The 23,854-nt window shown below is 73.4% G+C and carries 24 protein-coding genes; 19 read left to right on the top strand and 5 right to left on the bottom strand.

Going from position 1 to position 23,854, the window contains the following annotated elements; genetic code table 11:
* Nucleotides 1–25 precede the first annotated feature (25 nt).
* From ACQZ2A_RS04455 to ACQZ2A_RS04420, 8 genes are all read left to right on the top strand, one after another.
* Nucleotides 26–976 carry a 1-phosphofructokinase family hexose kinase gene (locus tag ACQZ2A_RS04455; RefSeq protein ID WP_430207600.1) on the top strand — a complete coding sequence of 317 codons (951 nt, stop codon included), beginning with the start codon at nucleotides 26–28 and terminating at the stop codon, nucleotides 974–976.
* Nucleotides 973–1,980, top strand: coding sequence for a LacI family DNA-binding transcriptional regulator (locus ACQZ2A_RS04450; RefSeq protein WP_430207598.1), 1,008 nt, complete (start codon nucleotides 973–975; stop codon nucleotides 1,978–1,980). Before ACQZ2A_RS04455 ends, ACQZ2A_RS04450 begins: the two co-directional genes overlap by 4 nt.
* The gene (locus ACQZ2A_RS04445) at nucleotides 1,977–3,392 is read left to right on the top strand and encodes an FGGY-family carbohydrate kinase (protein WP_430207595.1); all 1,416 of its coding nucleotides are present in this window, start codon (nucleotides 1,977–1,979) and stop codon (nucleotides 3,390–3,392) included. The genes ACQZ2A_RS04450 and ACQZ2A_RS04445 overlap by 4 nt, the downstream gene beginning before the upstream one ends.
* Nucleotides 3,389–4,291: a hypothetical protein gene (locus ACQZ2A_RS04440; RefSeq protein WP_430207592.1), complete on the top strand. Its 903-nt coding sequence runs from the start codon at nucleotides 3,389–3,391 to the stop codon at nucleotides 4,289–4,291. Before ACQZ2A_RS04445 ends, ACQZ2A_RS04440 begins: the two co-directional genes overlap by 4 nt.
* Nucleotides 4,288–5,052: an ATP-binding cassette domain-containing protein gene (locus ACQZ2A_RS04435; RefSeq protein WP_430207589.1), complete on the top strand. Its 765-nt coding sequence runs from the start codon at nucleotides 4,288–4,290 to the stop codon at nucleotides 5,050–5,052. Before ACQZ2A_RS04440 ends, ACQZ2A_RS04435 begins: the two co-directional genes overlap by 4 nt.
* The gene (locus ACQZ2A_RS04430) at nucleotides 5,049–6,083 is read left to right on the top strand and encodes an ABC transporter permease (RefSeq protein WP_430207586.1); all 1,035 of its coding nucleotides are present in this window, start codon (nucleotides 5,049–5,051) and stop codon (nucleotides 6,081–6,083) included. The genes ACQZ2A_RS04435 and ACQZ2A_RS04430 overlap by 4 nt, the downstream gene beginning before the upstream one ends.
* Before the next feature lie 58 nt (nucleotides 6,084–6,141).
* A complete protein-coding gene (locus ACQZ2A_RS04425; protein WP_430207583.1) occupies nucleotides 6,142–7,131 on the top strand; it encodes an ABC transporter substrate-binding protein in 990 nt (329 codons plus the stop codon).
* 263 nt (nucleotides 7,132–7,394) lie between these two features.
* Complete coding sequence (locus tag ACQZ2A_RS04420; protein WP_430207581.1) at nucleotides 7,395–9,203, top strand: acetyl/propionyl/methylcrotonyl-CoA carboxylase subunit alpha; 1,809 nt, start codon at nucleotides 7,395–7,397, stop codon at nucleotides 9,201–9,203.
* 1 nt (nucleotide 9,204) lies between these two features.
* On the opposite strand, the gene ACQZ2A_RS04415 is transcribed toward ACQZ2A_RS04420, so the two are convergent.
* The 3 genes from ACQZ2A_RS04415 to ACQZ2A_RS04405 all read right to left on the bottom strand — a co-directional run bounded on the left by ACQZ2A_RS04415 (nucleotide 9,205) and on the right by ACQZ2A_RS04405 (nucleotide 11,204).
* A complete protein-coding gene (locus ACQZ2A_RS04415; RefSeq protein ID WP_430207579.1) occupies nucleotides 9,205–9,426 on the bottom strand; it encodes a hypothetical protein in 222 nt (73 codons plus the stop codon).
* Nucleotides 9,427–9,436: 10 nt separating this feature from the next.
* Nucleotides 9,437–9,715: an antitoxin gene (locus ACQZ2A_RS04410; RefSeq protein WP_430207577.1), complete on the bottom strand. Its 279-nt coding sequence runs from the start codon at nucleotides 9,713–9,715 to the stop codon at nucleotides 9,437–9,439.
* A gap of 76 nt (nucleotides 9,716–9,791) precedes the next feature.
* A complete protein-coding gene (locus ACQZ2A_RS04405) occupies nucleotides 9,792–11,204 on the bottom strand; it encodes an NAD(P)H-quinone dehydrogenase (RefSeq protein WP_430207575.1) in 1,413 nt (470 codons plus the stop codon).
* Nucleotides 11,205–11,354: 150 nt separating this feature from the next.
* Between ACQZ2A_RS04405 and ACQZ2A_RS04400 the strand changes: the two genes are divergently transcribed.
* Genes ACQZ2A_RS04400 through map form a run of 5 tightly spaced genes read left to right on the top strand, consistent with a single transcriptional unit; the run spans nucleotide 11,355 to nucleotide 16,090 of the window.
* Nucleotides 11,355–12,497, top strand: coding sequence for an ABC transporter substrate-binding protein (locus ACQZ2A_RS04400; RefSeq protein WP_430207574.1), 1,143 nt, complete (start codon nucleotides 11,355–11,357; stop codon nucleotides 12,495–12,497).
* Complete coding sequence (locus ACQZ2A_RS04395) at nucleotides 12,490–13,383, top strand: ABC transporter permease (RefSeq protein ID WP_430207571.1); 894 nt, start codon at nucleotides 12,490–12,492, stop codon at nucleotides 13,381–13,383. The genes ACQZ2A_RS04400 and ACQZ2A_RS04395 overlap by 8 nt, the downstream gene beginning before the upstream one ends.
* Entirely contained in the window at nucleotides 13,380–14,231 is an 852-nt protein-coding gene (locus ACQZ2A_RS04390) for an ABC transporter permease (protein WP_430207568.1), read from the top strand. The genes ACQZ2A_RS04395 and ACQZ2A_RS04390 overlap by 4 nt, the downstream gene beginning before the upstream one ends.
* A complete protein-coding gene (locus ACQZ2A_RS04385) occupies nucleotides 14,228–15,295 on the top strand; it encodes an ABC transporter ATP-binding protein (RefSeq protein WP_430207565.1) in 1,068 nt (355 codons plus the stop codon). The genes ACQZ2A_RS04390 and ACQZ2A_RS04385 overlap by 4 nt, the downstream gene beginning before the upstream one ends.
* A 27-nt stretch (nucleotides 15,296–15,322) precedes the next feature.
* On the top strand, nucleotides 15,323–16,090 hold the full coding sequence (gene map, locus ACQZ2A_RS04380) for a type I methionyl aminopeptidase (RefSeq protein ID WP_430207563.1): 768 nt from the start codon (nucleotides 15,323–15,325) through the stop codon (nucleotides 16,088–16,090).
* On the opposite strand, the gene ACQZ2A_RS04375 is transcribed toward map, so the two are convergent.
* Together ACQZ2A_RS04375 and ACQZ2A_RS04370 are read right to left on the bottom strand one after the other, a co-directional pair.
* A complete protein-coding gene (locus ACQZ2A_RS04375) occupies nucleotides 16,077–16,571 on the bottom strand; it encodes a DUF2306 domain-containing protein (protein ID WP_430207560.1) in 495 nt (164 codons plus the stop codon). The two genes, map and ACQZ2A_RS04375, sit on opposite strands and share 14 nt — an antisense overlap.
* 2 nt (nucleotides 16,572–16,573) lie before the next feature.
* A complete protein-coding gene (locus ACQZ2A_RS04370; protein ID WP_430207557.1) occupies nucleotides 16,574–16,987 on the bottom strand; it encodes a MarR family winged helix-turn-helix transcriptional regulator in 414 nt (137 codons plus the stop codon).
* A gap of 180 nt (nucleotides 16,988–17,167) precedes the next feature.
* Here ACQZ2A_RS04370 and ACQZ2A_RS04365 point away from each other — a divergent pair, with 180 nt between their 5' ends.
* The 6 genes from ACQZ2A_RS04365 (at nucleotide 17,168) to ACQZ2A_RS04340 (ending at nucleotide 23,807) form a co-directional block, all read left to right on the top strand.
* On the top strand, nucleotides 17,168–18,007 hold the full coding sequence (locus ACQZ2A_RS04365) for a purine-nucleoside phosphorylase (protein WP_430207554.1): 840 nt from the start codon (nucleotides 17,168–17,170) through the stop codon (nucleotides 18,005–18,007).
* An 11-nt stretch (nucleotides 18,008–18,018) separates the two neighbouring features.
* Complete coding sequence (locus ACQZ2A_RS04360) at nucleotides 18,019–19,695, top strand: phospho-sugar mutase (RefSeq protein ID WP_430207551.1); 1,677 nt, start codon at nucleotides 18,019–18,021, stop codon at nucleotides 19,693–19,695.
* Nucleotides 19,696–19,846: 151 nt separating this feature from the next.
* The gene (locus ACQZ2A_RS04355) at nucleotides 19,847–20,332 is read left to right on the top strand and encodes a hypothetical protein (protein WP_430207548.1); all 486 of its coding nucleotides are present in this window, start codon (nucleotides 19,847–19,849) and stop codon (nucleotides 20,330–20,332) included.
* A gap of 105 nt (nucleotides 20,333–20,437) precedes the next feature.
* On the top strand, nucleotides 20,438–21,427 hold the full coding sequence (gene deoC / locus ACQZ2A_RS04350; RefSeq protein ID WP_430207547.1) for a deoxyribose-phosphate aldolase: 990 nt from the start codon (nucleotides 20,438–20,440) through the stop codon (nucleotides 21,425–21,427).
* Nucleotides 21,428–21,453: 26 nt separating this feature from the next.
* Nucleotides 21,454–22,902, top strand: a complete 1,449-nt coding sequence (locus tag ACQZ2A_RS04345) for an aldehyde dehydrogenase family protein (protein ID WP_430207544.1) — start codon at nucleotides 21,454–21,456, stop codon at nucleotides 22,900–22,902.
* Nucleotides 22,899–23,807 (top strand): aldehyde dehydrogenase family protein, encoded by a 909-nt coding sequence (locus ACQZ2A_RS04340; protein ID WP_430207541.1) that lies wholly within the window; start codon nucleotides 22,899–22,901, stop codon nucleotides 23,805–23,807. The genes ACQZ2A_RS04345 and ACQZ2A_RS04340 overlap by 4 nt, the downstream gene beginning before the upstream one ends.
* Nucleotides 23,808–23,854 lie beyond the last annotated feature (47 nt).

The raw sequence follows: 23,854 nt of genomic DNA, 5'->3' as shown, positions 1-23,854 counted from the left end.
GTCGCTCTGGGCGAGGAGGCCCCCTGTGCTGGTCGTGACCCCCAACACGTGCATCGACGTGACGACGTGGCTCACCACGCTCGCGCCGGGCACCGTGAGCCGCTCCTCCCGCACGGTCTCGACCGCGGGCGGCAAGGGCGTCAACGTCTGCCGCAGCCTGCGCGCCCTGGGCCGCGCGCCGCGGCTGGTCGGCCTCTCCCCCGCCGACGACCCCCGCCTCGAGCAGCTGCTCGCCGCCGAGGGCACGCGCTTCGCGCCGGTCCCGCACCGCGGCCAGGGGCGCATCGCGATGATCTTCCTCGAGGACGGCGGGCGGGTCACGGTCGTCAACGGCCGCGGTCCCGAGCCCGAGGACTGGGACCCGTCCTCGTTCCTGCCGCGGGTGCGCGCCGAGCTCGAGGGCGCCCCGGCCGTGGCGTGCTCCGGCTCGCTGCCCCCCGGTCTCCCCGACACCACGTACGCCGAGGTGGTCACCGCCGCGCACGAGCGCGGCATCGAGGCCTGGGTCGACGCCGCCCCCGCCGTGCTCGCCGCCACCCTGCCCAGCGGCCCGGACCTGGTGAGCCCCAACGTCGGTGAGGCCGAGGCGCTCCTCCACGGCCGCACCGACGAGCACGTCGAGGAGTCCGGCGACGACCTCCTCGACCGCTGCCTCGAGGCCTCCCGCGAGCTCCACGCCCGCGGCGCCCGCCGGGCCGTCGTCACCGCCGGGTCGCACGGCGCCGCGCTGACCACCGCGGACGGCACGTGGTGGCTCGGGGCCGCGCGCGTCCCCGTCGCCAACCCGATCGGCGCCGGCGACTCCTTCCTGGCCGGCACCTCGGCCGCCCTCCTCGACGGCGCCGGCGACGTCGAGGCCGTCCGGCACGGGATGGCCGTCGCCGCGGCCGCCGTGCAGCACGAGCAGGGCGGCATGCTCGACGCCGCCCTCGTGGGCCCGGCCCTGCTCGCCCTCCCCGAGGCGGTGCTCGCATGAGCCGCCCGACCATCTACGACGTGGCCCGCGAGTCGGGCTACTCCATCAAGACCGTCTCGCGCGTCATCAACGAGGCGCCGAACGTGCGCAAGGAGACGGTCGAGCGCGTCCGCGCGGCCATCGAGATGCTCCAGTACCACCCCGACCCCGCGGCGCAGCGGCTCGGCGGCGGCAAGCTGCCGACCATCGGGGTCCTCGTCGACTCCATCGACGACCCGTTCTTCGCCCAGGTCGTGGCGGTCATCGAGGCGCGGGCGATGGAGGTGGGGATGGACGTCCTCGTCGCCTCGACCGGCATGGACGAGAACCGCATGCGGATGCAGATCCAGCGCCTGGCCCGGCGCGGTGTGGCCGGTCTCGTGGTCGCCCCGTTCGGCGACGGCCGGCACGTGGCCGAGGCCCTGCCCGACGACGTCCCCGTCGTCGTCGTCGACCGCAAGTGCGGCGTCACCGACAAGGACGTCGTCCGGGTCACCGACGAGCAGGGCGCCACCGACGCCGTCCGGCACCTCGTCGCGCGCGGCCACCGCAGGATCGGCTTCCTCGGCAAGGTCTCGGCCTTCGACACGCTCCACGACCGGTACACCGGCTACGAGAAGGCCCTCACCGAGGCCGGCATCACCGTCGACGCCCACCTCGTCGAGACCCGCGCGTGGACCGCCGACGAGGCGTACCCGTACGCCCTCGCGATGCTCGCCACCGCCGACGCCCCGACCGCCGTGTTCGCCGCCTCCCCGATGATGGGCCTCGGGGTGCTGCGCGCCCAGCAGCGGCTGCACCGGCAGGACGTCGCGCTCGTCATCTTCGGCGACTACCCCGTCGCCGAGCTGATGACGCCGCCCACCACGGTCGTCGACCAGCGCCCGACCGCGTTGGCGGACACCGCTTTCGACCTCCTCGCCCGGCGGATCCAGGACCCCTCGGCGCCGGTCATGGAGACCGTCCTGCCCACCCTGCTCGTGCCCCGCGGCTCGGGCGAGCTGGCTCCGAGGGTCGAGCCGTGAGCGCCGTCGACCTGGGCTTCGACCTCGGCACGACCGTCACCAAGGTCAGCGCCGTGGCCGACGACGGGCGCCGCCTCGTCGACCACTCCGTCGCCACCGACTGGCGGGAGACCGGCGAGGGCCGCGTCGACCGGACGCCCGCCTCGGTCGTCGAGGCGGTCGAGCTGCTGCTCGCCGAGGTCGCCGCCGACCTCGAGCCGGGCACCACGGTCCGCTCGATCGGGTTCACCTCGATGGCCGAGGCCGGCGTCCTCGTCGACGCCGCCGGGCGCGAGCAGTGCCCGGTCATCGCCTGGTACGACCCGCGCGGGTCGGCCCAGGCGGCCGCCCTCCCCGCGGACCTCGCTCGTGACTTCCCCGCCCGCACGGGCCTGCCGGTCAGCCACGTCGCCTCGTTCTTCAAGCTGCTCCACCTGCGGGACGAAGGGCTCGACCTGCGCGGTCTCCAGTGGCTCTCGGTGCCCGAGTTCGTCGTCCTCCGCCTCGGCGGCCGGCGGGTCGCCGAGCTCTCGCTCCTCGGGCGCACCGGCCTCCTCGACGTCCACACGAACACCCCGTGGCAGCCGGCCCTCGACCACCTCGGCGTCGGGCCGGACCTGCTCCCCGAGATCGTCGCCGCAGGGGCACCGGCCGGTACCGTGCGCGCCGACCACCCCGTCGCCGCCGTCCGTGGCGCGGTGCTGACCGTCGCCGGCCACGACCACGCCGTGGCCGCCGCCGCGACCGGCTGTGGCGCACCGGGATCCGCCCTCGACAGCTTCGGCACGGCCGAGGCCTACCTCGCCTCCGCGTCCCACGTCCCCGACCCCGACGTCGTCCGCGACCTCGCGCTCCGCGGCATCTCGGTGTACCCGCACACCGTCCGCGGCGCGACCGGCTTCATCGGCGGCACGCGGACCGGCCTCGTGCTCAAGCGCGTCCAGCAGGTGCTCGACGCCGAGCACGACCCGGCGCGGGCCGCCCTCGACGAGGCCACCCTGCGGCTCGCCCCCGGCGACACCGCCGACGTCACGGTCACCGGCTACGCCATGGGCGACCACGAGGTCGAGATCCTCCTCGGCTCCGAGGCCCACACGCCGGCCCACGTGTGGCGGGCCGCCATCGACGGCGGCACGGCCCGCGGCATCGAGCACCTCTCGGTGCTGCGGGGCGCGGGTGTCGCCGTCGACCGGCTCGTCGTCGCCGGCGGGTGGACCCGGATGCGCTCCGTCCTCGCCGCCCGCCAGGACCTCGCCCCCGTCGTCGAGGTCTCGGCCGTCGACCAGCCCGGCACGTGGGGCGCGGCGCGCTTCGGCGCCTGGGCCGCCCAGCACGCCGAGCAGGCCGGCCCCGACCGGCGACCCCCCGCGGAGTGGTTCACCGACCACCTCGCCCCCGAACCCCGACAGCCCATCCAGGAGGCACACGCATGACGACCACCGGACTCGACGCCATCGCCACCGAGGCAGGCACCTTCGCCGTCCTCGCGATGGACCAGCGCGGCACCCTGCGCCGCATGCTCGACGCGGTCGGCCGCGCCGGCACCACCGACGAGGAGATCGTCGCCTTCAAACGCGACAAGATCGCCTCCCTCGCGGGGAGCGCGTCCGCCTTCCTCGTCGACCCCACCTACGGCCTGCCCGGCGCCCGGGCCGCCGAGACGAGCGAGCCGTTCGGCCTCCTCCTCGCGGCGGAGCCCTCGAGCCGGGGCACGCACGACGGCGAGCCGACCGTCGCCCTCGACCCCGCCCAGGACGCGGCGTGGGTGCGCGACAGCGGAGCCCACGCGATGAAGTTCCTCGTCCAGGTCCGCGCCGACCGCCGACCGGGCGCCGACGGCCGCGACACCACGGCCGAGGCCGTCGAGGTGATGCGCACGCTCGTCGCCGACTGCGCCTCGGTCGGCGTCCCTTCCGTCATCGAGAACCTCATCTTCCCGCTGGCCGGTGAGGAGCCGCTCTCCCCCGAGGCGCGGGCGGACGCGATCATCGAGGCCGCGGTCCTCATCGACCAGCTGAACCCGAGCCTCCTCAAGCTGGAGTACCCGGGCAGCCCCGAGGCGTGCCGCCGTCTGGCGGAGCGGATCTCGGCACCGTGGGCCGTACTGTCGGCCGGCGTCTCGTCCGACGAGTTCGCCGACGTGCTGCGCGTCAGCTGTGACGAGGGCGGCGCCAGCGGGTTCATCGCCGGCCGGTCGGTGTGGCGCGAGACGGTCGCGATGGACCACGCCGAGCGCGTCGCCTTCCTCTCCGACACCGGCCGCCGCCGCCTCGACGAGTACCGCTCGATCATCGAGGGCCGGGCCCGCTCGTACCGGGAGGCGGCCGCATGAGCCCCCGGTTCGAGGCCACCGGGCTCCGGCGCAAGTTCGGCCGCGTGCAGGCCCTCGACGGAGCCGACTTCGACATCGAGGCCGGCGAGGTCGTCGCCCTCATCGGCGACAACGGCGCGGGCAAGTCCACGCTCGTCAAGGCCCTGACCGGCAACCTCGACCTCGACGCGGGCGAGGTCCGCTTCGAGGGGCAGCCCGTGCACTTCGAGACGCCGCAGGACGCCTCGCGCCTCGGCATCGAGGTCGTCCACCAGGACCTCGCGCTCGCCCCCCACCTCGACGCCGCGCAGAACATGTTCCTCGGTCGCGAGGTGATGCGCCCCGGCGTGCTCGGCCGGCTCGGGTTCATGGACACCCCGCAGATGCGCCAGCGCTCGGCGCAGGCCTTCACCGAGCTCGGCTCGGCGGTCCGCAGCGTCGTCGTCCCCGTCGGGGCGATGTCCGGTGGCCAGAAGCAGACCGTGGCGATCGCCCGCGCGGTCGCGTGGGCCGACAAGGTGCTCTTCCTCGACGAGCCCACCGCCGCCCTCGGGGTGGTCCAGACCCGCAACGTCCTCGACACCATCAAGAAGGTCCGCGACCGCGGCCTGTCGGTGGTGCTCATCTCGCACTCCATGCCGCACGTGCTCGAGGTCGCCGACCGCGTCCAGGTGCTGCGGCTCGGCCGGCGCGTGGCCACCTACCGCGGCGCCGACACCAGCGTCGAGGAGCTCGTCGGTGCGATGACCGGCGCGCTCGACCCGAAGGAGGGAGCCGCGTGAGCACCCAGACCAGCACGGCCAAGCCCACGTCCACGATCGAGACCACCGCGAGCCACGGCAGCCTCGCCGAGCGCGTCAAGAGCATGCAGTCGGTGTGGATCCTCGGCGTCCTCGTCGTCATCGTCGCGGTGTTCGGCGTGCTCTCGCCGAGCACGTTCCTCACGACGGGCAACCTGACGAACATCGCGCAGAACGTGTCCATCTGGGCCGTGCTCGCCGTCGGGATGACCTTCGTCATCATCACCTCCGGCATCGACCTGTCCGTCGGCTCGGTGCTCGTCGTCTCCTCGGTGGTCTCGGCCAAGGTCATGGAGTCGATGGGCGACACCGGGTGGTCGACCGCGCTGATCGGCCTCGTCCTCGCCGTCGTCGTCGGCGTCTTCTGGGGGGCGCTCAACGGCTTCCTCGTCGCCCGCGCCAAGGTGCCGCCGCTCATCGTCACCCTCGGCACGCTCTCGGTGGCGCTCGGCGTGGCACAGATCCTCACCGGCGGCCTCGACATCCGCTCGGCCCCGCAGGTGCTCCAGGACAACATCGGCTACGGCCGGCTGGCGGGCATCCCCGCGATCACCATCATCGCGCTGGTCATCGTCGTCATCGGCGGGATCATGCTGCACCGCACCCGGTTCGGCCGGTACACCTACGCCATCGGGTCCAACGAGACCTCGGCGCGCCGGGTCGGCATCAACGTCGACCGCAAGCTCGTCCAGATCTACGCGCTGTCCGGCTTCCTCGCCGGCATCGCCGGCATCCTCTCGCTCGCCCAGTACGGGACGACGACGATCGCCGGCCAGTCCCTCACCAACCTCAACGTCATCGCGGCGGTCGTCATCGGCGGCACGTCCATCTTCGGCGGCCAGGGCTCGATGTTCGGCTCGATGGTCGGCCTCTTCATCCCGGCGGTCCTCCAGTCCGGGTTCGTCATCGTCGGCGTCTCCCCGTACTGGCAGACGGTCGCCGTGGGTTCCATCCTCATCACCGCCGTCTACGTCGACCAGCACCGCCGCGCCGCCGCGGTGCGCGGAGGCTGACGGTCTCTCGAACAGCAGTACCCGACAACGAAGTCACCCCATGAGAAAGGCACGACCCATGCGAAGCACCCTCAGGCTCACCGCAGCCGGACTCGGAGCAGTCCTCGCCCTCGCGGCCTGCTCCACCGGCGCACCGACGTCCGACTCCTCGGCCGGCTCCGGTGGCGGTGGCAACGACAACAAGAACATCGCCTTCGTCCAGGGCGTCGCCGGCGACGAGTTCTACATCACCATGCAGTGCGGCATCGAGGCCAAGGCCAAGGAGCTCGGCTACACGGTGACCACGCAGGGTCCGCAGAAGTTCGACCCGACCCTCCAGAAGCCGATCGTCGACTCGGTCACCGCCTCGAAGCCGGCCGCGCTGCTGGTCGCACCGACCGACGTCCAGGCGATGCAGGCCCCGCTGCAGCAGGCCGCCGCGGCCGGCATCAAGGTCGTCCTCGTCGACACCACCGTCAACGACCCGTCCTTCGCCGTCTCCGAGATCAGCTCGGACAACGTCGGCGGCGGGAAGGCCGCCTTCGACGCCATCAAGGCCGCCAAGCCGCAGGGCGGCAAGGTGCTCGTCATCTCTACCGACCCCGGTGTCTCGACGGTCGACGCCCGCGTCAAGGGCTTCGAGGACGCCACGAAGGCGGACAGCGCTTTCCAGTACCTCGGCGTCCAGTACAGCCACAACGACCCGGCGACGGCGGCCAACCTGGTCTCCTCGGCGCTGCAGAAGGACCCCGACATCGTCGGCATCTTCGCGACGAACCTGTTCTCGGCCGAGGGCTCGGCCACCGGTGTCCGGCAGGCCGGCGCCAAGGGCCTGACCATCGTCGGCTTCGACGCGGGCCCGAACCAGATCAAGGCCCTCGAGGACGGCACCGTGCAGGCGCTCGTCGCGCAGCAGCCGAGCACGATCGGCACCGACGGTGTCGAGCAGGCCGTCGCCGCCCTGACCGGCAAGTCCGTCGAGAAGACGATCCAGACCGGCTTCTCCATCATCACCAAGGACAACCTGTCCGGTGAGGGTGGCCAGGCGGCCTACAAGTCGACCTGCTGACGCGGGTCCCCCGACCGCGGGGCCGCCACGAGCCGTGAGGGGCCGTGGCGGCCCCGCTGCACGTGCGGATGCGGGCCGGGCGTGCGCCGCACACCGTGCCTCCCCGGATCCCGGTCGCATCCGTCGTGCGGCACGGCCCGGACCCGGCCGGTCGGGAGCGGCAGCCCGGCTGCTCGGACGACTCACCGTGTCGCTCGGGGTGTGAGGGAGCCCTCGCCCGAGCCGCCCGACCCCCCGCGCGGCGGAGCGCTAGAGTCCGAGACATGCCGATCAGCAAGGTCCTCATCGCGAACCGGGGCGAGATCGCCGTGCGCATCGCCCGCGCCTGCAAGGACTCGGGCATCGCGTCCGTGGCCGTGTACGCCGACCCCGACCGCGACGCCCTCCACGTCAAGGTCGCCGACGAGGCGCACGCCCTCGGTGGCAGCACGCCCGGCGAGTCCTACCTCCTGCAGGACAAGCTCATCGAGGTCGCGAAGGCCGCCGGTGCCGACGCCGTGCACCCCGGCTACGGGTTCCTCGCCGAGAACGCCGACTTCGCCCAGAAGGTCATCGACGCCGGCCTCATCTGGATCGGTCCCGGCCCCGAGGCCATCGACTCCCTCGGCGACAAGGTCAAGGCGCGGCACATCGCCCTGGCCGCCGACGCGCCGCTCGTCCCCGGCACCAAGGACCCCGTCGAGGGCCCCGACGAGGTCGTCGCCTTCGCGCAGGAGCACGGCCTCCCGGTCGCCATCAAGGCGGCCTACGGCGGCGGCGGCCGCGGCCTCAAGGTCGCCCGCACCCTCGAGGAGATCCCCGAGCTCTTCGACTCCGCCGTCCGCGAGGCCGTCACCGCCTTCGGCCGCGGCGAGTGCTTCGTCGAGCGCTTCCTCGACCACCCGCGCCACGTCGAGACCCAGTGCCTCGCCGACCAGCACGGCAACGTCGTCGTCGTCTCCACCCGCGACTGCTCGCTCCAGCGCCGCAACCAGAAGCTCGTCGAGGAGGCGCCCGCGCCGTTCCTCACCGAGGAGCAGCACACCGAGCTGCTGCGCGCGTCCAAGGAGATCCTCCGCAAGGCCGGCTACGTCGGCGCCGGCACCTGCGAGTTCCTCGTCGGGCCGCAGGGGGACATCAGCTTCCTCGAGGTCAACACCCGCCTCCAGGTCGAGCACTCGGTCTCCGAGGAGGTCACCGGCATCGACCTCGTCCGCGAGCAGTTCCGCATCGCGAACGGCGAGGCGCTGGACTACCCGGACCCCGAGCCGCACGCGCACTCCATCGAGTTCCGCATCAACGGCGAGGACGCCGGCCGGAACTTCCTCCCGGCCCCCGGCACGGTCAGCACGCTCGTCGTGCCGCAGGGCCCCGGCGTGCGCTGGGACTCCGGCATGGTCGAGGGCGACACCGTCGCCGGCGCGTTCGACTCGATGATCGCCAAGCTCGTCGTCACCGGGCGCACCCGGCAGCAGGCGCTCGAGCGCTCGCGCCGCGCCCTCGCCGAGCTCGTCATCGAGGGCATGCCCACCGTCGTCCCGTTCCACCGCAAGGTCGTCGCCGACCCCGCGTTCGCCCCGGCGGACCCCGACGAGGCGTTCACCGTGCACACCCGGTGGATCGAGACCGAGTTCGACAACGACATCGAGGCCTACGCCGGCCCGAGCGCCGACGCCCCGGAGGCGCAGGAGCGCCAGACGGTCGTCGTCGAGGTCGGCGGCAAGCGCCTCGAGGTCTCCGTGCCCGGCGGCCTCTCCTTCGGCGGTGGCGGCGGCGGTCACACCGGCGGCGCGCGCAAGAAGGCCCCGCGCCGCTCCGGTGGCGGGTCCGGTGGCGCTGCGGCGTCCGGCGACTCCCTCACCGCGCCGATGCAGGGCACGATCGTCAAGGTCAGCGTCGAGGAGGGCGCCACCGTCGCCGCGGGCGACCAGGTCGTCGTCCTCGAGGCGATGAAGATGGAGCAGCCGATCACCGCGCACAAGGCCGGCGTCGTGACCGGGCTGAAGGCCGAGGTCGGCGCCACCGTCACCAACGGCGCCGTCATCTGCGACATCACGGACGCGCCCGACGCCGAGGCCCCCGCCGACGCCTGACCTAGCCCAGGTCGCGGCGGGGCTGCGGGTCGTCCCCCGTGCCCGGCGCCGGGTTGGGCGCCACCGGCGACGGGTCGGCCGGGTCGTGCGGGTGCCACGGCTCCACGGGGTCGGGGTCGAGGGTGTCCGGCGCGTCGGGGTCGACGGGGTCGGGGACCTCGGGAGCGCCCGGTAGGTCCTCGTCGGGGAGGTCCGGGTGCTCCGGACCCGGCTCGATGCTCACCGCGGGCCGCTCAGTGCGTGGGGCCGGAGGACGGCGGGGGCGGCGGGGGAACCTGGCCACCGCCGGTCACGCCGGGGCCTGCGGCACCGCCCTGGGGCGGAAGGCCGAGGCCCTTGCGCACGGCGTCGCTGCCCTTGCCGACCTTGTCGGCGTGCTGCGGCCCGGCCTTCGAGCGCACGAAGCCCTCGACCTTCCCGATGGCCTCGTCGGCCTTCTGCGGGTTGTTGCGGGCGTAGTCCTTGACCTTCGTGACGGCGGCGATGAGCGCCGCGGCGCGACCCTTGGCCATGTCGTCCTCCTCGGATGGGGTGTCTGACAGGTCAACCCATCCTGCCCGTGCAGAGTTCCCGACGGGGCCCGCGGTGTCAGGCGATCGGGTGCAGCCGGCGCGCGGCCTCGGCGACCGACCCCGAGAGCGAGGGGTAGACGGTGAACGTCGAGGCCACCTGGTCCACGTTGAGCCGGTGCTGCACGGCGAGCGTGACCGGGAAGATCAGCTCGGAGGCCCGCGGCGCGACGACCACTCCCCCGACGACCGCCCCGGAGCCCTTCTGCGCGAACAGCTTCACGAAGCCGTCGGTGATGCCGAGCATCTTCGCGCGCGGGTTGCGCGCCAGCGGCAGCATCAGCACCTCGGCGTCGACGCGGTCCTCGTCGACGTCCTTCTGGGTGATGCCGACGGTCGCGATCTCGGGGTCGGTGAAGATGTTCGCCGAGACGACGCCCAGGTTGAGCGGCGCCACGGCGTCGCCGAGCGCGTGCGACATCGCGATGCGGCCCTGCATCGCGGCCACGGAGGCCAGCGGGAGCACGCCGGTGCAGTCGCCGGCGGCGTAGACACCGCGCACCGAGGTGCGCGAGACGCGGTCGACGGCGACGTGGCCGGAGGGCAGGAGGTCGACGCCGACCTCCTCGAGGCCGATGCCGTGGGTCAGCGGCACGGACCCGACGGCGAGCAGCGCGTGGCTGCCGGTCACCTCGCGGCCGTCGACGAGCCGGACGAGCACGCCGTCGGACGTGCGCTCGACCGAGGCCATCCGCGAGCGCCCGAGCACCTCCATGCCGCGCTTGCGGAAGACGTCCTCGATGACGGTGGCGGCGTCGGGGTCCTCCCCGGGGAGCACGCGGTCGCGCGAGGAGACGAGGACGACCTCGGAGCCGAGCCCGAGGTAGGCCTGGGCGAGCTCGGCGCCGGTGACGCCGGACCCGACGACGACCAGCCGCTCGGGCAGCTCGCGCAGGTCGTAGATCTGCTGCCAGGTGAGGATGCGCTCGCCGTCGGGGACGGCGGTGTCCATCACGCGCGGTGCCGCGCCGGTGGCGACGAGGACGACGTCGGCGCCCAGCTCCTCGGTGCCGTCCTCGCCCTCGACCCGCACGGACGTCGGGGAGGTCAGCGAGCCGGCCCCGTCGACGACCCGTACCCCCACCTCGCCGAGGCGGGTCCGGATGTCGCGGCTCTGGGCCCGGGCCAGGGCGACGACGCGGCGGTTGACCTCGGGGAGGTCGGCGACGGCGTCGGTGACCTCGTCGCCCTCGTGGTCCTCGAGGTGGACGCCGAGGTCGGCGACGGTCTCGAAGCCGCTCATGTAGTCGGCGGTCGAGATGAGGGCCTTGCTCGGGACGCAGTCGGTGAGAACGGCCGCTCCCCCGATGCCGGTGCGCTCGACGACGGTGACGTCGGCCCCCAGGTGGGCCCCGACGAGGGCGGCCTCGTAGCCACCGGGGCCCCCGCCGAGGATGACGACTCTGCTCGACCGCGCGCTCACGGCCCCCATCCAACCACCCCGGCGCAGGTCACGATCCGGCCACCCGGCACGACGAAGTGGCAATGGTCCCTTTCCGAACCACTATGTGTGCGCCTAGGGTGCGAGCGGGACCGTCGACCGGTCCCCGGCGCTCTCGCCGTCCCTCTCGAGGAGGTCCACATGTCCCGTCCCCTCGGCAGCCGGGCCGGTGTGCTCGCCGCCGCCGGCCTGACCGCTCTCGCCCTCGTCGCCTGCTCCCCGCCCACCGAGTCCGGGTCCGGCGACACCGCCTCGGGCGGCGGGTCCTCGGCCAAGACGGCCACCTCCGCCGAGGAGCTCGGCGGGATGGACGCCCTCGAGGCCGCCGCGAAGAAGGAGGGCGCGCTCAACGTCATCGCCCTGCCCCCGGACTGGGCCAACTACGGCGAGGTCATCAAGGCCTTCCAGGCCAAGTACCCCGACATCAAGGTCACGAGCGACCAGCCGGACGCCAGCAGCGCCGACGAGATCGCCACCGCCAAGCGGCTCAAGGGCCAGTCCGGCGCGCCGGACGTCTTCGACCTCGGTGCCGCCGTCGCCCTGGCCAACACCGACATGTTCGCCAAGTACAAGGTCGCGACCTTCGACGACATCCCCGCCGACTTCAAGGACGCCGACGGCACCTGGGTCAACGACTACGGCGGCTACATGAGCATCGGCTACGACTCGGCCAAGGTGCCCGCCCCGACGAGCGTCAAGGACCTCCTGAAGGCCGACTACAAGGGCAAGGTCGCCCTCAACGGCAACCCCACCGAGGCCGGCGCCGCGTTCGCGGGCGTGCAGATGGTCTCGATCGCCGAGGGCGGCAGCGCCGGTGACCTCACCAAGGGCGTCGACTTCTTCAAGCAGCTCAAGTCCGCCGGCAACTTCCTGCCGGTCGACCCGACCGCCGCGACCGTGGAGTCCGGGCAGACCCCGCTCGTCATCGACTGGGACTACCTGAACGCCGCGTACTCGGCCAAGCTGCCGACCTGGAAGGTCGTCGTGCCGAAGGAGGCCGTCGTCGCCGGCTACTACTACCAGGCCGTCAACGCCGACGCCCCGCACCCGGCCGCCGCGCGCCTGTGGCAGGAGTTCCTCTACAGCGACGAGGGCCAGAACCTCTGGCTCAAGGGCGGCGCCCGACCGGTCCGCTTCGACGCGATGGAGAAGGCCGGCACGCTCGACAAGGCGGCCGCGGCGGCGCTGCCGGCCGTCGAGGGCACCCCGGTCGTCCCGACCCAGGCCGACTCCGACAGCGGCAAGAAGTACCTGGCCGACAACTGGGCCAACGCGGTTGGCTGACACGGCGACCGCTGCCCCCACGGGGGCGCTGCGACGGCTGCGGCCGTCCGGCGCCCTCGCGGGGGTCGTGCCGTTCTTCGCGTACACGACCGTCTTCCTGCTGATCCCGACGCTCGTCGTCGTCATCGGCGCCTTCCTGGACGGCTCGAACCGGTTCACCCTCGGCAACCTCGAGGGCCTCACCTCGCCGTCCGTGGTCCGCGGCCTGGTGCAGTCGCTGGTCCTGTCGGCGGTCACCTCGCTCGGCGGGGCGGTCATCGGCGGCCTCCTGGCGTACGCGGTGAGCACCGCTCGGGAGGGGTCGGTCACCAAGCGCTTCTTCACCTCGCTGTGCGGCGTGCTCGCCCAGTTCGGTGGTGTCGCACTGGCGTTCGCGTTCATCGCCTCCTTCGGCAGCACCGGCCTGCTCACCGTGCTGCTCGGCAAGGTCGGCATCAGCACGGGCACCGGCTTCTGGCTCTACGAGTGGGACAGCGGCCTGATGCTCGTCTACCTGTACTTCCAGATCCCGCTGATGCTCATCGTCTTCCTCCCCGCGGTCGAGGGGCTGCGCCCGCAGTGGCGCGAGGCCACCGAGACCCTGGGCGGCACGACGTGGACGTACTGGCGCCGGGTCGCGGCGCCGATCCTGCTCCCCTCGTTCGTCGGCGCGACGCTGCTGCTCTTCACGAACGCGTTCTCCGCGTACGCGACCGCCAAGGCGCTGGTGTCGCAGGGCTCGCCGCTCATCCCGCTGCAGATCGGCAGCACCTTCACCTCCGAGGTCATCCTCGGCCAGGAGAACCTCGGCAAGGCCATGGCGCTGGCCATGGTCGTCGTCGTCGCGGTCGCCATGGCGCTGTACGCGTGGCTCGACAAGCGGTCCAGCCGCTGGATGCAGCGATGAGCGGGCAGCGGGCCCGGTTCCGGCGCAAGCAGGCCCTGCTGCGCTGGGCCGTCCTCACCGTCGTCCTGCTCTTCTTCGTCCTGCCGCTGCTCGGCATGCTCGACTTCACCACCCAGGGGCCCGGCGGACAGGGCCGGACCCTGGAGACGTGGCGCACGCTCGCCGACGTCAGCCGGATCTCCACCGACTACCCGGCGCTGCGCGAGGGCTTCCTCGCGTCCGTCGGGCTGGCGGTCGTCACGCCCGTCGTCATGCTCGTGCTCCTCGTCCCGACGATGACGTGGGTGCGGCTGCGGCTTCCCGGTCTCTCCCGCACCGTCGAGTTCGTCTGCCTGCTGCCGCTCACGGTGCCGGCCATCGTCCTCGTCGTCGGGCTCACGCCGGTCTACGCGTGGGTGTACTACCTGCTCGGCGACTCCACGCTGTGGCTCGGGCTCGCCTACGTCGTCCTCGTCCTGCCGTACGCGTACCGGGCGCTCGACGCCGGGCTGCGCGCCATCGACGTGCGCACCCTCGCCGAGGCCGCCCGCTCCCTCGGCGCCTCGTGGACCACCGTGATGTGGCGGGTCATCCTGCCCAACCTGCGCACCGCCGTCCTGTCGGCCTCGTTCCTCTCCGTGGCGCTCGTGCTCGGGGAGTTCACCATCGCGAACCTGTTCTCCAAGAAGAACCTCCAGGTGGCGATGTACGAGCTCGGCAAGTCCGACGCGAAGATCTCGGTCGCCGTCGGGCTCGCCTCGCTCGTCTTCGCCTTCGTCGTCCTCTTCGCGATGTCGTTCGTCGGCAGCGGTCGGGCCGGCACCTCCCCGTTCTCCCGCCTCCGTCGCCGCAAGGAGCCGACCGCATGAGCGCCACCGCCACCGCGCAGGGCACGCCCGTCCAGCTGACCGACCTGCGTCGCGTCTACGGGGGCGTCGCCGCGCTCGACGGGCTGACGCTGCACCTCGAGCCCGGCGAGCTCGTCGCGCTGCTCGGGCCGTCGGGCTGCGGCAAGACCACCGCGCTGCGCTGCCTGGCGGGCCTCGAGGACCCCGACTCCGGGACCATCGAGGTCGGCGGTCGGGACGTCACCGGAGTCCCGACGAACAGGCGCGACATGGGGATGGTCTTCCAGGCCTACAGCCTCTTCCCGCACATGACCGCCCGGCAGAACGTCGAGTTCGGCCTCGAGCTCCGGGGCCGTGACAAGGCGGCACGGCGCGCCCGCGCCGCCGAGATGCTCGAGCTCGTGGGGCTGGCGCAGCACGCCGACAAGTACGCCCACCAGATGTCCGGCGGCCAGCAGCAGCGCGTCGCCCTGGCGCGGGCGCTGGCCATCGAGCCCCAGGTGCTGCTGCTCGACGAGCCGCTGTCGGCCCTCGACGCCAAGGTGCGCACGCAGCTGCGTGACGAGATCCGGCGCATCCAGCTCGAGGTCGGCACGACGACGCTCTTCGTCACCCACGACCAGGAGGAGGCGCTCGCCGTCGCCGACCGGGTCGGGGTGATGTCGGTCGGGCGGCTCGAGCAGCTCGCCGCCCCCGCCGAGCTGTACACCTCGCCGCGCACCCCGTTCGTCGCCGACTTCGTCGGGCTGACCAACCGGATGCGGGCGCGCGTCGAGGGCGGGCGCGCCCACGTCCTCGGCGGCAGCGTGCCGTTGCTCGACGGCTCGGCGACCGGGCCGGACGTGGTCGTCCTCGTGCGGCCGGAGGGGGTCACCGTGGCCCCGGCCGAGGGCGGGACGGCCGGCAACGCCTCGGTCGTCAGCGCGAGCTTCCTCGGCGGCCACGGGCGGGTCATCGCCCGGACCACCGACGACGAGCTCGTCACGGTGCAGGTGCCGAACACCGACGTCACGCGCTACCGCCCCGGCGACCCGGTCGTGCTCGGCTCGCGCGGCGACGCCGCGCTGGCGGTCGCCGCCGACTGACCCGGCCCCTCGGGAGAGGATGGCCCCATGATCGAGATCCTGGGGCCCTCCGAGCTCGCCCGTGGCCGCGAGGCCGGCGCGCTCGTCGCCGACATCCTGCGGACCCTGCAGGGGCGGGTGGCCCCCGGCACCAACCTGCTCGAGGTCGACCGCTGGGCTCGGGAGATGATCGAGGCGGCGGGGGCGGTCTCGTCCTACGTCGACTACGCCCCGAGCTTCGGGCGCGGGCCGTTCGGGCACCACATCTGCACGTCGGTGAACGACGCCGTGCTGCACGGCCTCCCGCACGACCGCGTGCTCGCCGACGGCGACCTGCTCTCGCTCGACCTCGCCCTGTCGGTCGGCGGCATCGTCGCCGACTCGGCCCTGAGCCTCGTCGTCGGGGACGCCCGGCCGGCCGGCGCGCAGGCCCTCGTCGACGTCACCGAGGAGGCGCTCGCCGCGGCCATCGCCGTCGCCGGGCCGGGCGTGCACCTCGGGGACGTCTCGCACGCCATCGGCTCGGTGCTCACCGGCGCCGGCTACTCGGTCAACACGCAGTTCGGCGGGCACGGCGTCGGCTCGACGATGCACCAGGACCCGCACGTCTCGAACACCGGCCGGCCCGGCCGCGGCTACCGGCTGCGGCCCGGGCTGCTCATCGCCATCGAGCCGTGGGTGATGGCCGACACCGACGAGCTCGTCACCGATGCCGACGGCTGGACGCTGCGCAGCGCCACCGGGTGCCTCACTGCGCACAGCGAGCACACGGTCGCCATCACCGAGGACGGGGTCGAGGTCCTCACGGCGCGCTGACCGCGGGCGCCGGGGTGGCCCGGCGGGCCAGCCGGTCCCCCACGACGACGAGCGCGGCGGTGACGGCGGCGAGCACGAGCAGCGCGGTCACCGCTCCGAGGGGCTGGTCCACGGCGAAGGTCGGGATCATCCGCTTCGGCACCGCGACGGCGAAGACCATCGCCACGGCCGACCCGATCCAGCTGCCGATCATGTTGCCCTGGTGGGAGCGGACGTCGCCGCGGCGGATGGCGAGGACGCCGAGCGTGACGGTGACGAGCGTGACGAGGCTGAGGATGTGCAGCCAGCTGAAGGCACCGTCGCGCAGGTGCCGGATCCAGAACGAGGAGAGCGCGGTCCACAACATGAGGCCGACCCACACGCGGCCGAGGTGACGGTGGCGGGCATCGCCCTTGCGGCGCGAGAGCTGGACGACACCGAGGCCGACCGAGACGAGTGCGGCGGCCACGTGGGAGGTGAGCAGGAGGGTCCAGGCGTGCACGGTCAGTCCTTCCGGAGGGCGGTGGAGATGGTGGTGACGACGTGGAGGAGGTGGTCGGGGTCGGCCCCGACCGCCCGGACGGCGTCGTCGAAGCGGTCCCCGAGGACCTCGCTCGAGGCCCTGAGGCGGGTGACGCCCTCGGGGGTGAGGGCGAGCTCGCGGCGGTTGCCGTGCGCGCGGCCTACCTCGAGGAACCCGTCGGCGGCGAGCCCGGCGACCATCCGGCTCGTCGCGGCCTCGCTCGTGCCGAGGGCGTCGGCGAGCTCGCGCTGGGTGGGGCGGTCGAGCCGGGAGACGGTGAGGACGGCGAGGTAGCGGCGGTAGGTCAGGCCGATGCCCGAGCGGGCGAGCAGGGTCTCGGCGCGCCGGTCCATCAGGGCGACGAGGACGTGGAGCTCGTGGGCGAGGCTGGCCATGCCGCAAGACTTGCACATGCAACTTGCATCCGCAAGTCTCCTCCCGATCGGCTCCCACCTCGCACGTGCCGGGTTATCGCTGTCGCGTCCGGGACCGACAGCGATGACTCCGCACGTGCGCGAGAGGTGACGGAGCCGGGGGCGGTGCGCGCCGCCCGCGGCCGTCGCTACGCTGCCCCGGTGACCGACACCGCCGCCGCCCACGACCTGTCCGACCCGAGCACCGACCCGTTCGCGGTCGCCGAGGCCGCCGCCGCCGTCATCCGCGAGCGCACGGGGGTGGAGCGCCACGACGTCGCGCTCGTGCTCGGCAGCGGCTGGGGCCAGGCGGGCGACCTCATCGGCGAGACCGTGACGACCATCGAGAACACCGACGTCCCCGGGTTCGGCAAGGCCGCCGTCGCCGGGCACAGCGGCTCGATGCGCTCGGTCGCGATCGGCGACACCGGGCGTCGCGCGCTCGTCTACGGCACCCGCACCCACTTCTACGAGGGCCGCGGCGTGCGGGCCGTCGTCCACGGCGTGCGCACCGCCGCCGCCGCGGGCTGCTCGACGATCGTCATCACCAACGGCTGCGGGGGGCTGAACCCCGACTGGGCGCCCGGCACCCCGGTGCTCATCAGCGACCACATCAACCTCACCGCGCACTCCCCCATCGAGGGCGCGACCTTCGTCGACCTCACCGACCTGTACTCCCCCCGACTGCGCGGCCTGGCCCGCGAGGTCGACCCGACCCTCGACGAGGGCGTCTACGTCCAGTTCCGCGGGCCGCACTACGAGACCCCGGCCGAGGTGCGGATGGCCAAGGTGCTCGGCGGCGACCTCGTCGGGATGTCGACCTCGCTCGAGGCCATCGCGGCCCGCCAGAGCGGCCTCGAGGTGCTCGGCGTCTCGCTCGTGACGAACGCGGCGGCCGGCATCAGCGAGACGCCGCTGAGCCACGAGGAGGTCCTCGAGGCCGGGCAGGCCGCGGCCGAGCGCTGCGGGCGCCTCCTCGCCGACGTCGTCGGCCGCATCTGAGGACGGCCGCCGTGAGCACGACGACCGACCTCGACGCCCTCCTCGCCGCGGCCCGCGCCTGGGCCGCCGACGACCCCGACCCCGTCACCCGCGCCGAGCTCGAGGGACTCGCCGAGCGCGCCGACGCCGGGGACGACGCCGCCCGCGACGAGCTCGCCGACGCGATGTCGGGGATGCTCGAGTTCGGCACCGCGGGCCTGCGCGGGAAGCTCGGCGGCGGGCCGAACCGGATGAACCGCGCCGTCGTCATCCGGGCCGCGGCCGGGCTCACGGCGTACCTGCGCACGGTCGCCGACGAGCCGTTCGTCGTCGTCGGCTTCGACGCGCGCACCAACTCCGACGTCTTCGCCCACGACACCTGCGCGGTCGTCACCGGGATGGGCGGGCGGGCCGTCGTCCTCCCCCGACCGCTGCCGACGCCGGTGCTGGCGTACGCGATCCGCCATCTCGGCGCCGACGCCGGCGTCATGGTCACGGCGTCGCACAACCCGCCGCAGGACAACGGGTACAAGGTCTACGTCGGCGACGGCTCGCAGATCGTGCCGCCGGTCGACGGGCTCATCGCGGCCGAGATCGCCCGGGTCGAGTCCGTGGCGTCGGTGCCGCGCGCCGAGGACGGCTGGGACACCCTCGGCGACGACGTGCTCGAGGCCTACCTCGCCGACGTCGTCACGGTCGTCTCCCCCGACAGCCCCCGCGACCTCACCGTCGTGCACACGGCGCTGCACGGCGTCGGGTCCGAGACGGTGCAGCGCGCCTTCGTGGCGGCGGGGTACGCCGCTCCCCTCCCGGTCGCCTCCCAGGCCGAGCCCGACCCGATGTTCCCCACGGTCTCCTTCCCGAACCCCGAGGAGCCCGGCGCGATGGACGCCGCCCTCGAGCTCGCCGAGCAGACCTCGCCCGACGTCGTCGTCGCCAACGACCCCGATGCCGACCGCTGCGCCGTGGCGGTGCCCGGTCCCGGGGGGTGGCGGATGCTGCGCGGCGACGAGGTCGGTGCGCTGCTCGGGTCCCACGTGCTCGCTCAGGGGGTCGAGCAGGACTCTCCCGAGGCCGTGTTCGCGAACTCCATCGTCTCCTCACGCTTGCTCGCGACGATGTGCCGCGCCGCCGGCGTGCGCCACGAGGAGACGCTGACCGGCTTCAAGTGGATCGGGCGCGTGCCCGGCCTGCGGTACGGGTACGAGGAGGCGCTCGGGTACTGCGTCGACCCCGGGCACGTCCGCGACAAGGACGGGGTCTCGGCGGCGCTGGTGGTCGCCGAGCTCGCCGCCACGCTCAGGGCCGAGGGGCGCGGCCTCGTCGACCGGCTCGACGACCTCGCCCGCGAGCACGGCGTGCACGCCACGGACGCGCTGTCGGTGCGGGTCGAGGACCTCTCCCTCATCGGCCGCGTGATGGACCGGCTTCGGGCCGAGCCGCCGACGTCGGTGGCCGGCGTCGAGGTGGCGCGCATCGACGACCTCGCCCGCGGTGACGGCGGCCTGCCGCCGACCGAGGGGCTGCGCTGGTACCTCGTCGACGACTCGCGCGTCATCGTCCGCCCGTCCGGCACCGAGCCCAAGCTCAAGGTCTACCTCGAGGTGATCGAGCCGGTCAGCGACGACGACCTCGCCGGCGCCCGCTCGCGCGCGGCCACCCGGCTGGCCGCCCTGAAGGCCGAGCTCGAGGTCGCCACCCGCCCCTGACCTGCGGTTATGGTGGATCGGTGACCTCGCAGGACGGCACCGGTCCGACCGATCCCGCCCGCCGGCCCGCCGGCCCGTCGGCCGGAGGGCGGTCGCGGCGGGAGCGGCCTGGGCCGTCCCGGTCATCGCGGTCGGCGCCGCCGCACCCGCCGTGGCCGCCTCCCTCTGCCCGGTCATCCCCGCCTTCGCCGACCCTGCCTGGCGGCTCACGACGAGCGGCACGAGCGTCTCCGGCAGCGGGGCCGCCTCGTTCAGCGGAGGGACGTTCGAGCAGACCCTCGACGCCGCGCGGGGCACCACGTTCACCGCGACCGCGACGACCTCGGTCTCCGTGGTCACGGGGACGATCTACACCTTCGTCCTCAGCTACCGCGCCTACGTCACCAACGCCCAGCCGATGCGCACCTACCTCGACGTGGCCGGCGTCCCCCTGACCGGTCTCGCCCTGGTCGACACCGCCGTCCTGAGTGTCAACTCGGGGGCCAACCACAACGTCGGCTCGAGGACGGCCGTCCACGTCGCCACGACGACGGGCACGGTCAACCTCGCGGTCCGCACGGTCGTGAGCACGCCGTCGGGCGGCGCCACGGCGGGTGACGACATGCTCGTCCACCCCCTGGTGCTCACCTGCACCTGACGGGGGTCGGACTGGCGAGACCTGACGACAGGGCCCCGACCGCGTCGTCCGGAGGTGCCCGCTCCGGGGTCGGGGAGGCCCCCGCGACCCCCGTACACTCTCGGGGTGAGCACCGCGACCGACCTCGACCCCACGGCGCGCGCCCGCGACATCCTCGGGGTGTCCCGCCTGACGAACTCCGCCCTCACCGGCTGGCTGCACGGCCTGCCCGGGGTGGACCAGGTCGGCTGCGAGGCCCGCGCCGCGGCCCTGTCCACCCGCTCGATCAAGACGACGAGCAAGGCGTGGGCCATCGACACCGCCATCTCGATGATCGACCTGACGACCCTCGAGGGTGCCGACACCCCGGGCAAGGTCCGCGGCCTGGCCACCCGCGCGCTCGTCCCGGACCCCAGCGACCTGTCGACCCCGAGCCCGGCCGCCGTCTGCGTCTACGGCGACATGGTGCCGTTCGCCCGCGAGGTGATCGGCGACCGCGCCGTCAACATCGCCGCCGTGGCCACCGCGTTCCCCAGCGGCCGCGCCAGCCGCGCCGTCAAGCTCGCCGACACCCGCGACGCCGTCGAGAACGGTGCCGACGAGATCGACATGGTCATCGACCGCGGGGCCTTCCTCGCCGGCGACTACCTCTCGGTCTTCCGCGAGATCGCCGAGACCAAGGAGGCCTGCGGCGACGCACGCCTCAAGGTGATCATGGAGACCGGCGAGCTGGTCACCTACGACAACGTCCGCCGCGCCTCGTGGCTCTCGATGCTCGCCGGCGGCGACTTCATCAAGACCTCCACCGGCAAGATCTCCCCGGCGGCGACCCTGCCCGTCACCCTCGTGATGCTCGAGGCGGTCCGCGACTGGCGCGACGCCACGGGCGAGCAGGTCGGCGTCAAGCCGGCCGGCGGCATCCGCACGAGCAAGGACGCCATCAAGTTCCTCGTCACCGTGTCCGAGGTCGCGGGCGAGGACTGGCTCTCCAACGAGTGGTTCCGCTTCGGCGCCTCGAGCCTGCTCAACGACCTCGTCCTCCAGCGCCAGAAGATGACGACCGGCGCCTACTCCGGCGCCGACTACGTCGCCGACGACGCCCCCAGCGGCTACTGACCCACCCCGAACCGGCAAGGACACCGATGCCCACCTTCGAGTACGCGCCGGCCCCCGAGTCCCGGGCGGTCGTCGACATCGCGAGCAGCCACGGCCTCTTCATCGGCGGCGAGTTCGTCGAGGCCACCGGCGGGAAGCCGTTCAAGACGGTCAACCCCGCCACCGAGGAGGTCCTCTCCGAGGTCTCCGAGGCGACCGCCGACGACGTCGACGCCGCCGTGCGCGCCGCCCGCAGCGCCTACACGCGCGTCTGGTCGCGGATGAGCGGCGCCGACCGCGGCAAGTACCTCTACCGGATCGCCCGCATCCTCCAGGAGCGGGCTCGCGAGTTCGCCGTCCTCGAGACCCTCGACAACGGCAAGCCGATCAAGGAGAGCCGCGACGTCGACGTCCCGCTCGCCGCGGCGCACTTCTTCTACCACGCAGGATGGGCCGACAAGCTGGGCTACGCGGCGCTGGGCGAGAACCCCCGCCCCGTCGGGGTCGTCGGCCAGGTCATCCCGTGGAACTTCCCGCTGCTCATGCTCTCGTGGAAGATCGCGCCGGCGCTCGCCTGCGGCAACACGGTGGTGCTCAAGCCGGCCGAGACCACGCCGCTCACCGCGCTGCTGTTCGCCGAGGTCTGCCAGCAGGCCGAGCTGCCCCCGGGTGTCGTCAACATCGTCACGGGCGCGGGCGCCACCGGGCAGGCCATCGTCGACCACCCGGGCATCGACAAGCTCGCCTTCACCGGCTCGACCAACGTCGGCAAGATGATCGCCCGCTCGATCGCCGGCACCCGCAAGAAGGCCACGCTCGAGCTCGGCGGCAAGGGCGCGAACATCATCTTCGACGACGCCCCGGTCGACCAGGCCGTCGAGGGCATCGTCAACGGCATCTTCTTCAACCAGGGCCACGTGTGCTGTGCCGGCAGCCGGATCCTGGTGCAGGAGAACGTCGCCGACGAGGTCGTGCGCCGCCTGAAGCGCCGCCTCGGCACCCTGCGCGTGGGCGACCCGATGGACAAGAACACCGACGTCGGCGCGATCAACAGCCGCGCGCAGCTGCGGCGCATCGAGGAGCTCACCGCGGCCGGGGCCGCCGAGGGCGCCGAGCGCTGGGACTCCGGCTGCGAGCTGCCGGGCACCGGGTTCTGGTTCCGCCCCACCGTGTTCACCGAGGTGAGCCAGTCGCACCGCATCGCCCAGGAGGAGATCTTCGGGCCTGTCGTCTCGGTGCTGACCTTCCGCACCCCGGGCGAGGCCGTGGCCAAGGCCAACAACACCCCGTACGGGCTCTCGGCCGGCATCTGGACCGAGAAGGGCAGCCGCATCCTCTGGATGGCCGACCAGCTGCGCGCCGGTGTGGTGTGGGCCAACACGTTCAACAAGTTCGACCCCACCTCGCCGTTCGGCGGGTACAAGGAGTCCGGGTACGGCCGCGAGGGCGGCCGCCACGGGCTCGAGGCCTACGTGAAGACCGGTGGTGACCTGTGAGCGCCCGCGTGGACGTCCGCAAGACGTACAAGCTCTACATCGGCGGGAAGTTCCCCCGCTCCGAGAGCGGCCGCTCCTACGAGGTGATGGCCGCGCCGTCGGGTCGGCGGGCGACGCCGCGCTTCCTCGCGAACGCCGCGATGGGCTCGCGCAAGGACGCCCGCGACGCCGTCGTCGCCGCCCGCAAGGCCCAGCCGGGCTGGGCCGGCGCCACCGCGTACAACCGAGGCCAGGTGCTCTACCGCGTCGCCGAGGTGATGGAGGGCCGCCGCGCGCAGCTCGTCCAGGACGTCCGCGACTCCGAGGGCCTGACCCCCGCGCGCGCCGACGCCGTCGTCTCGGCGGCCATCGACCGGTGGGTCTGGTACGCGGGCTGGTCGGACAAGTACCCGCAGGTCCTCGGCGGACTCAACCCCGTCGCCGGGCCGTACTTCGACATCTCGGCGCCGGAGCCGACCGGGGTCGTCGCGGTGCTCGCGCCGCAGGCGTCCTCGCTGCTGGGGCTGGTGTCCGTCGTCGCGCCGGTCGTGGTGTCCGGCAACACCTGCGTCGTGCTCGCCTCAGAGGACCGGCCGCTGCCGGCGATCGACCTCGCCGAGTGCCTGGCGACGTCGGACGTGCCGGGCGGCGTGGTCAACGTCGTCACCGGGCGGACCGCCGAGGTGGCCCCTTGGCTGGCGTCGCACCGCGACGTCAACGCCATCGACCTCACGGGCGCCGCGGGTGCCGCCGGTGTCGAGTGGGGTGACCTCGAGCTCGCCGCCGCCGAGAACCTCAAGCGCGTGCTGCGTCCGGGTGGCTCGGGCGCCGAGGCCGTCGAGCCCGACTTCGAGGCCACTCCGGACCTCTCGCGGATGACGGCGTTCCTCGAGACCAAGACCGTCTGGCACCCGAAGGGCCGCTGACCCCGCGGCTCCTCCCGCGAACGTGTGTGAACCCGCCGGGGATCCCC

Origin of the sequence: Phycicoccus avicenniae (assembly GCF_050496545.1) — a bacterium.
Lineage (GTDB): Bacteria > Actinomycetota > Actinomycetes > Actinomycetales > Dermatophilaceae > Phycicoccus > Phycicoccus avicenniae_A.
This window is presented reverse-complemented; position numbering and strand designations above follow the sequence as displayed.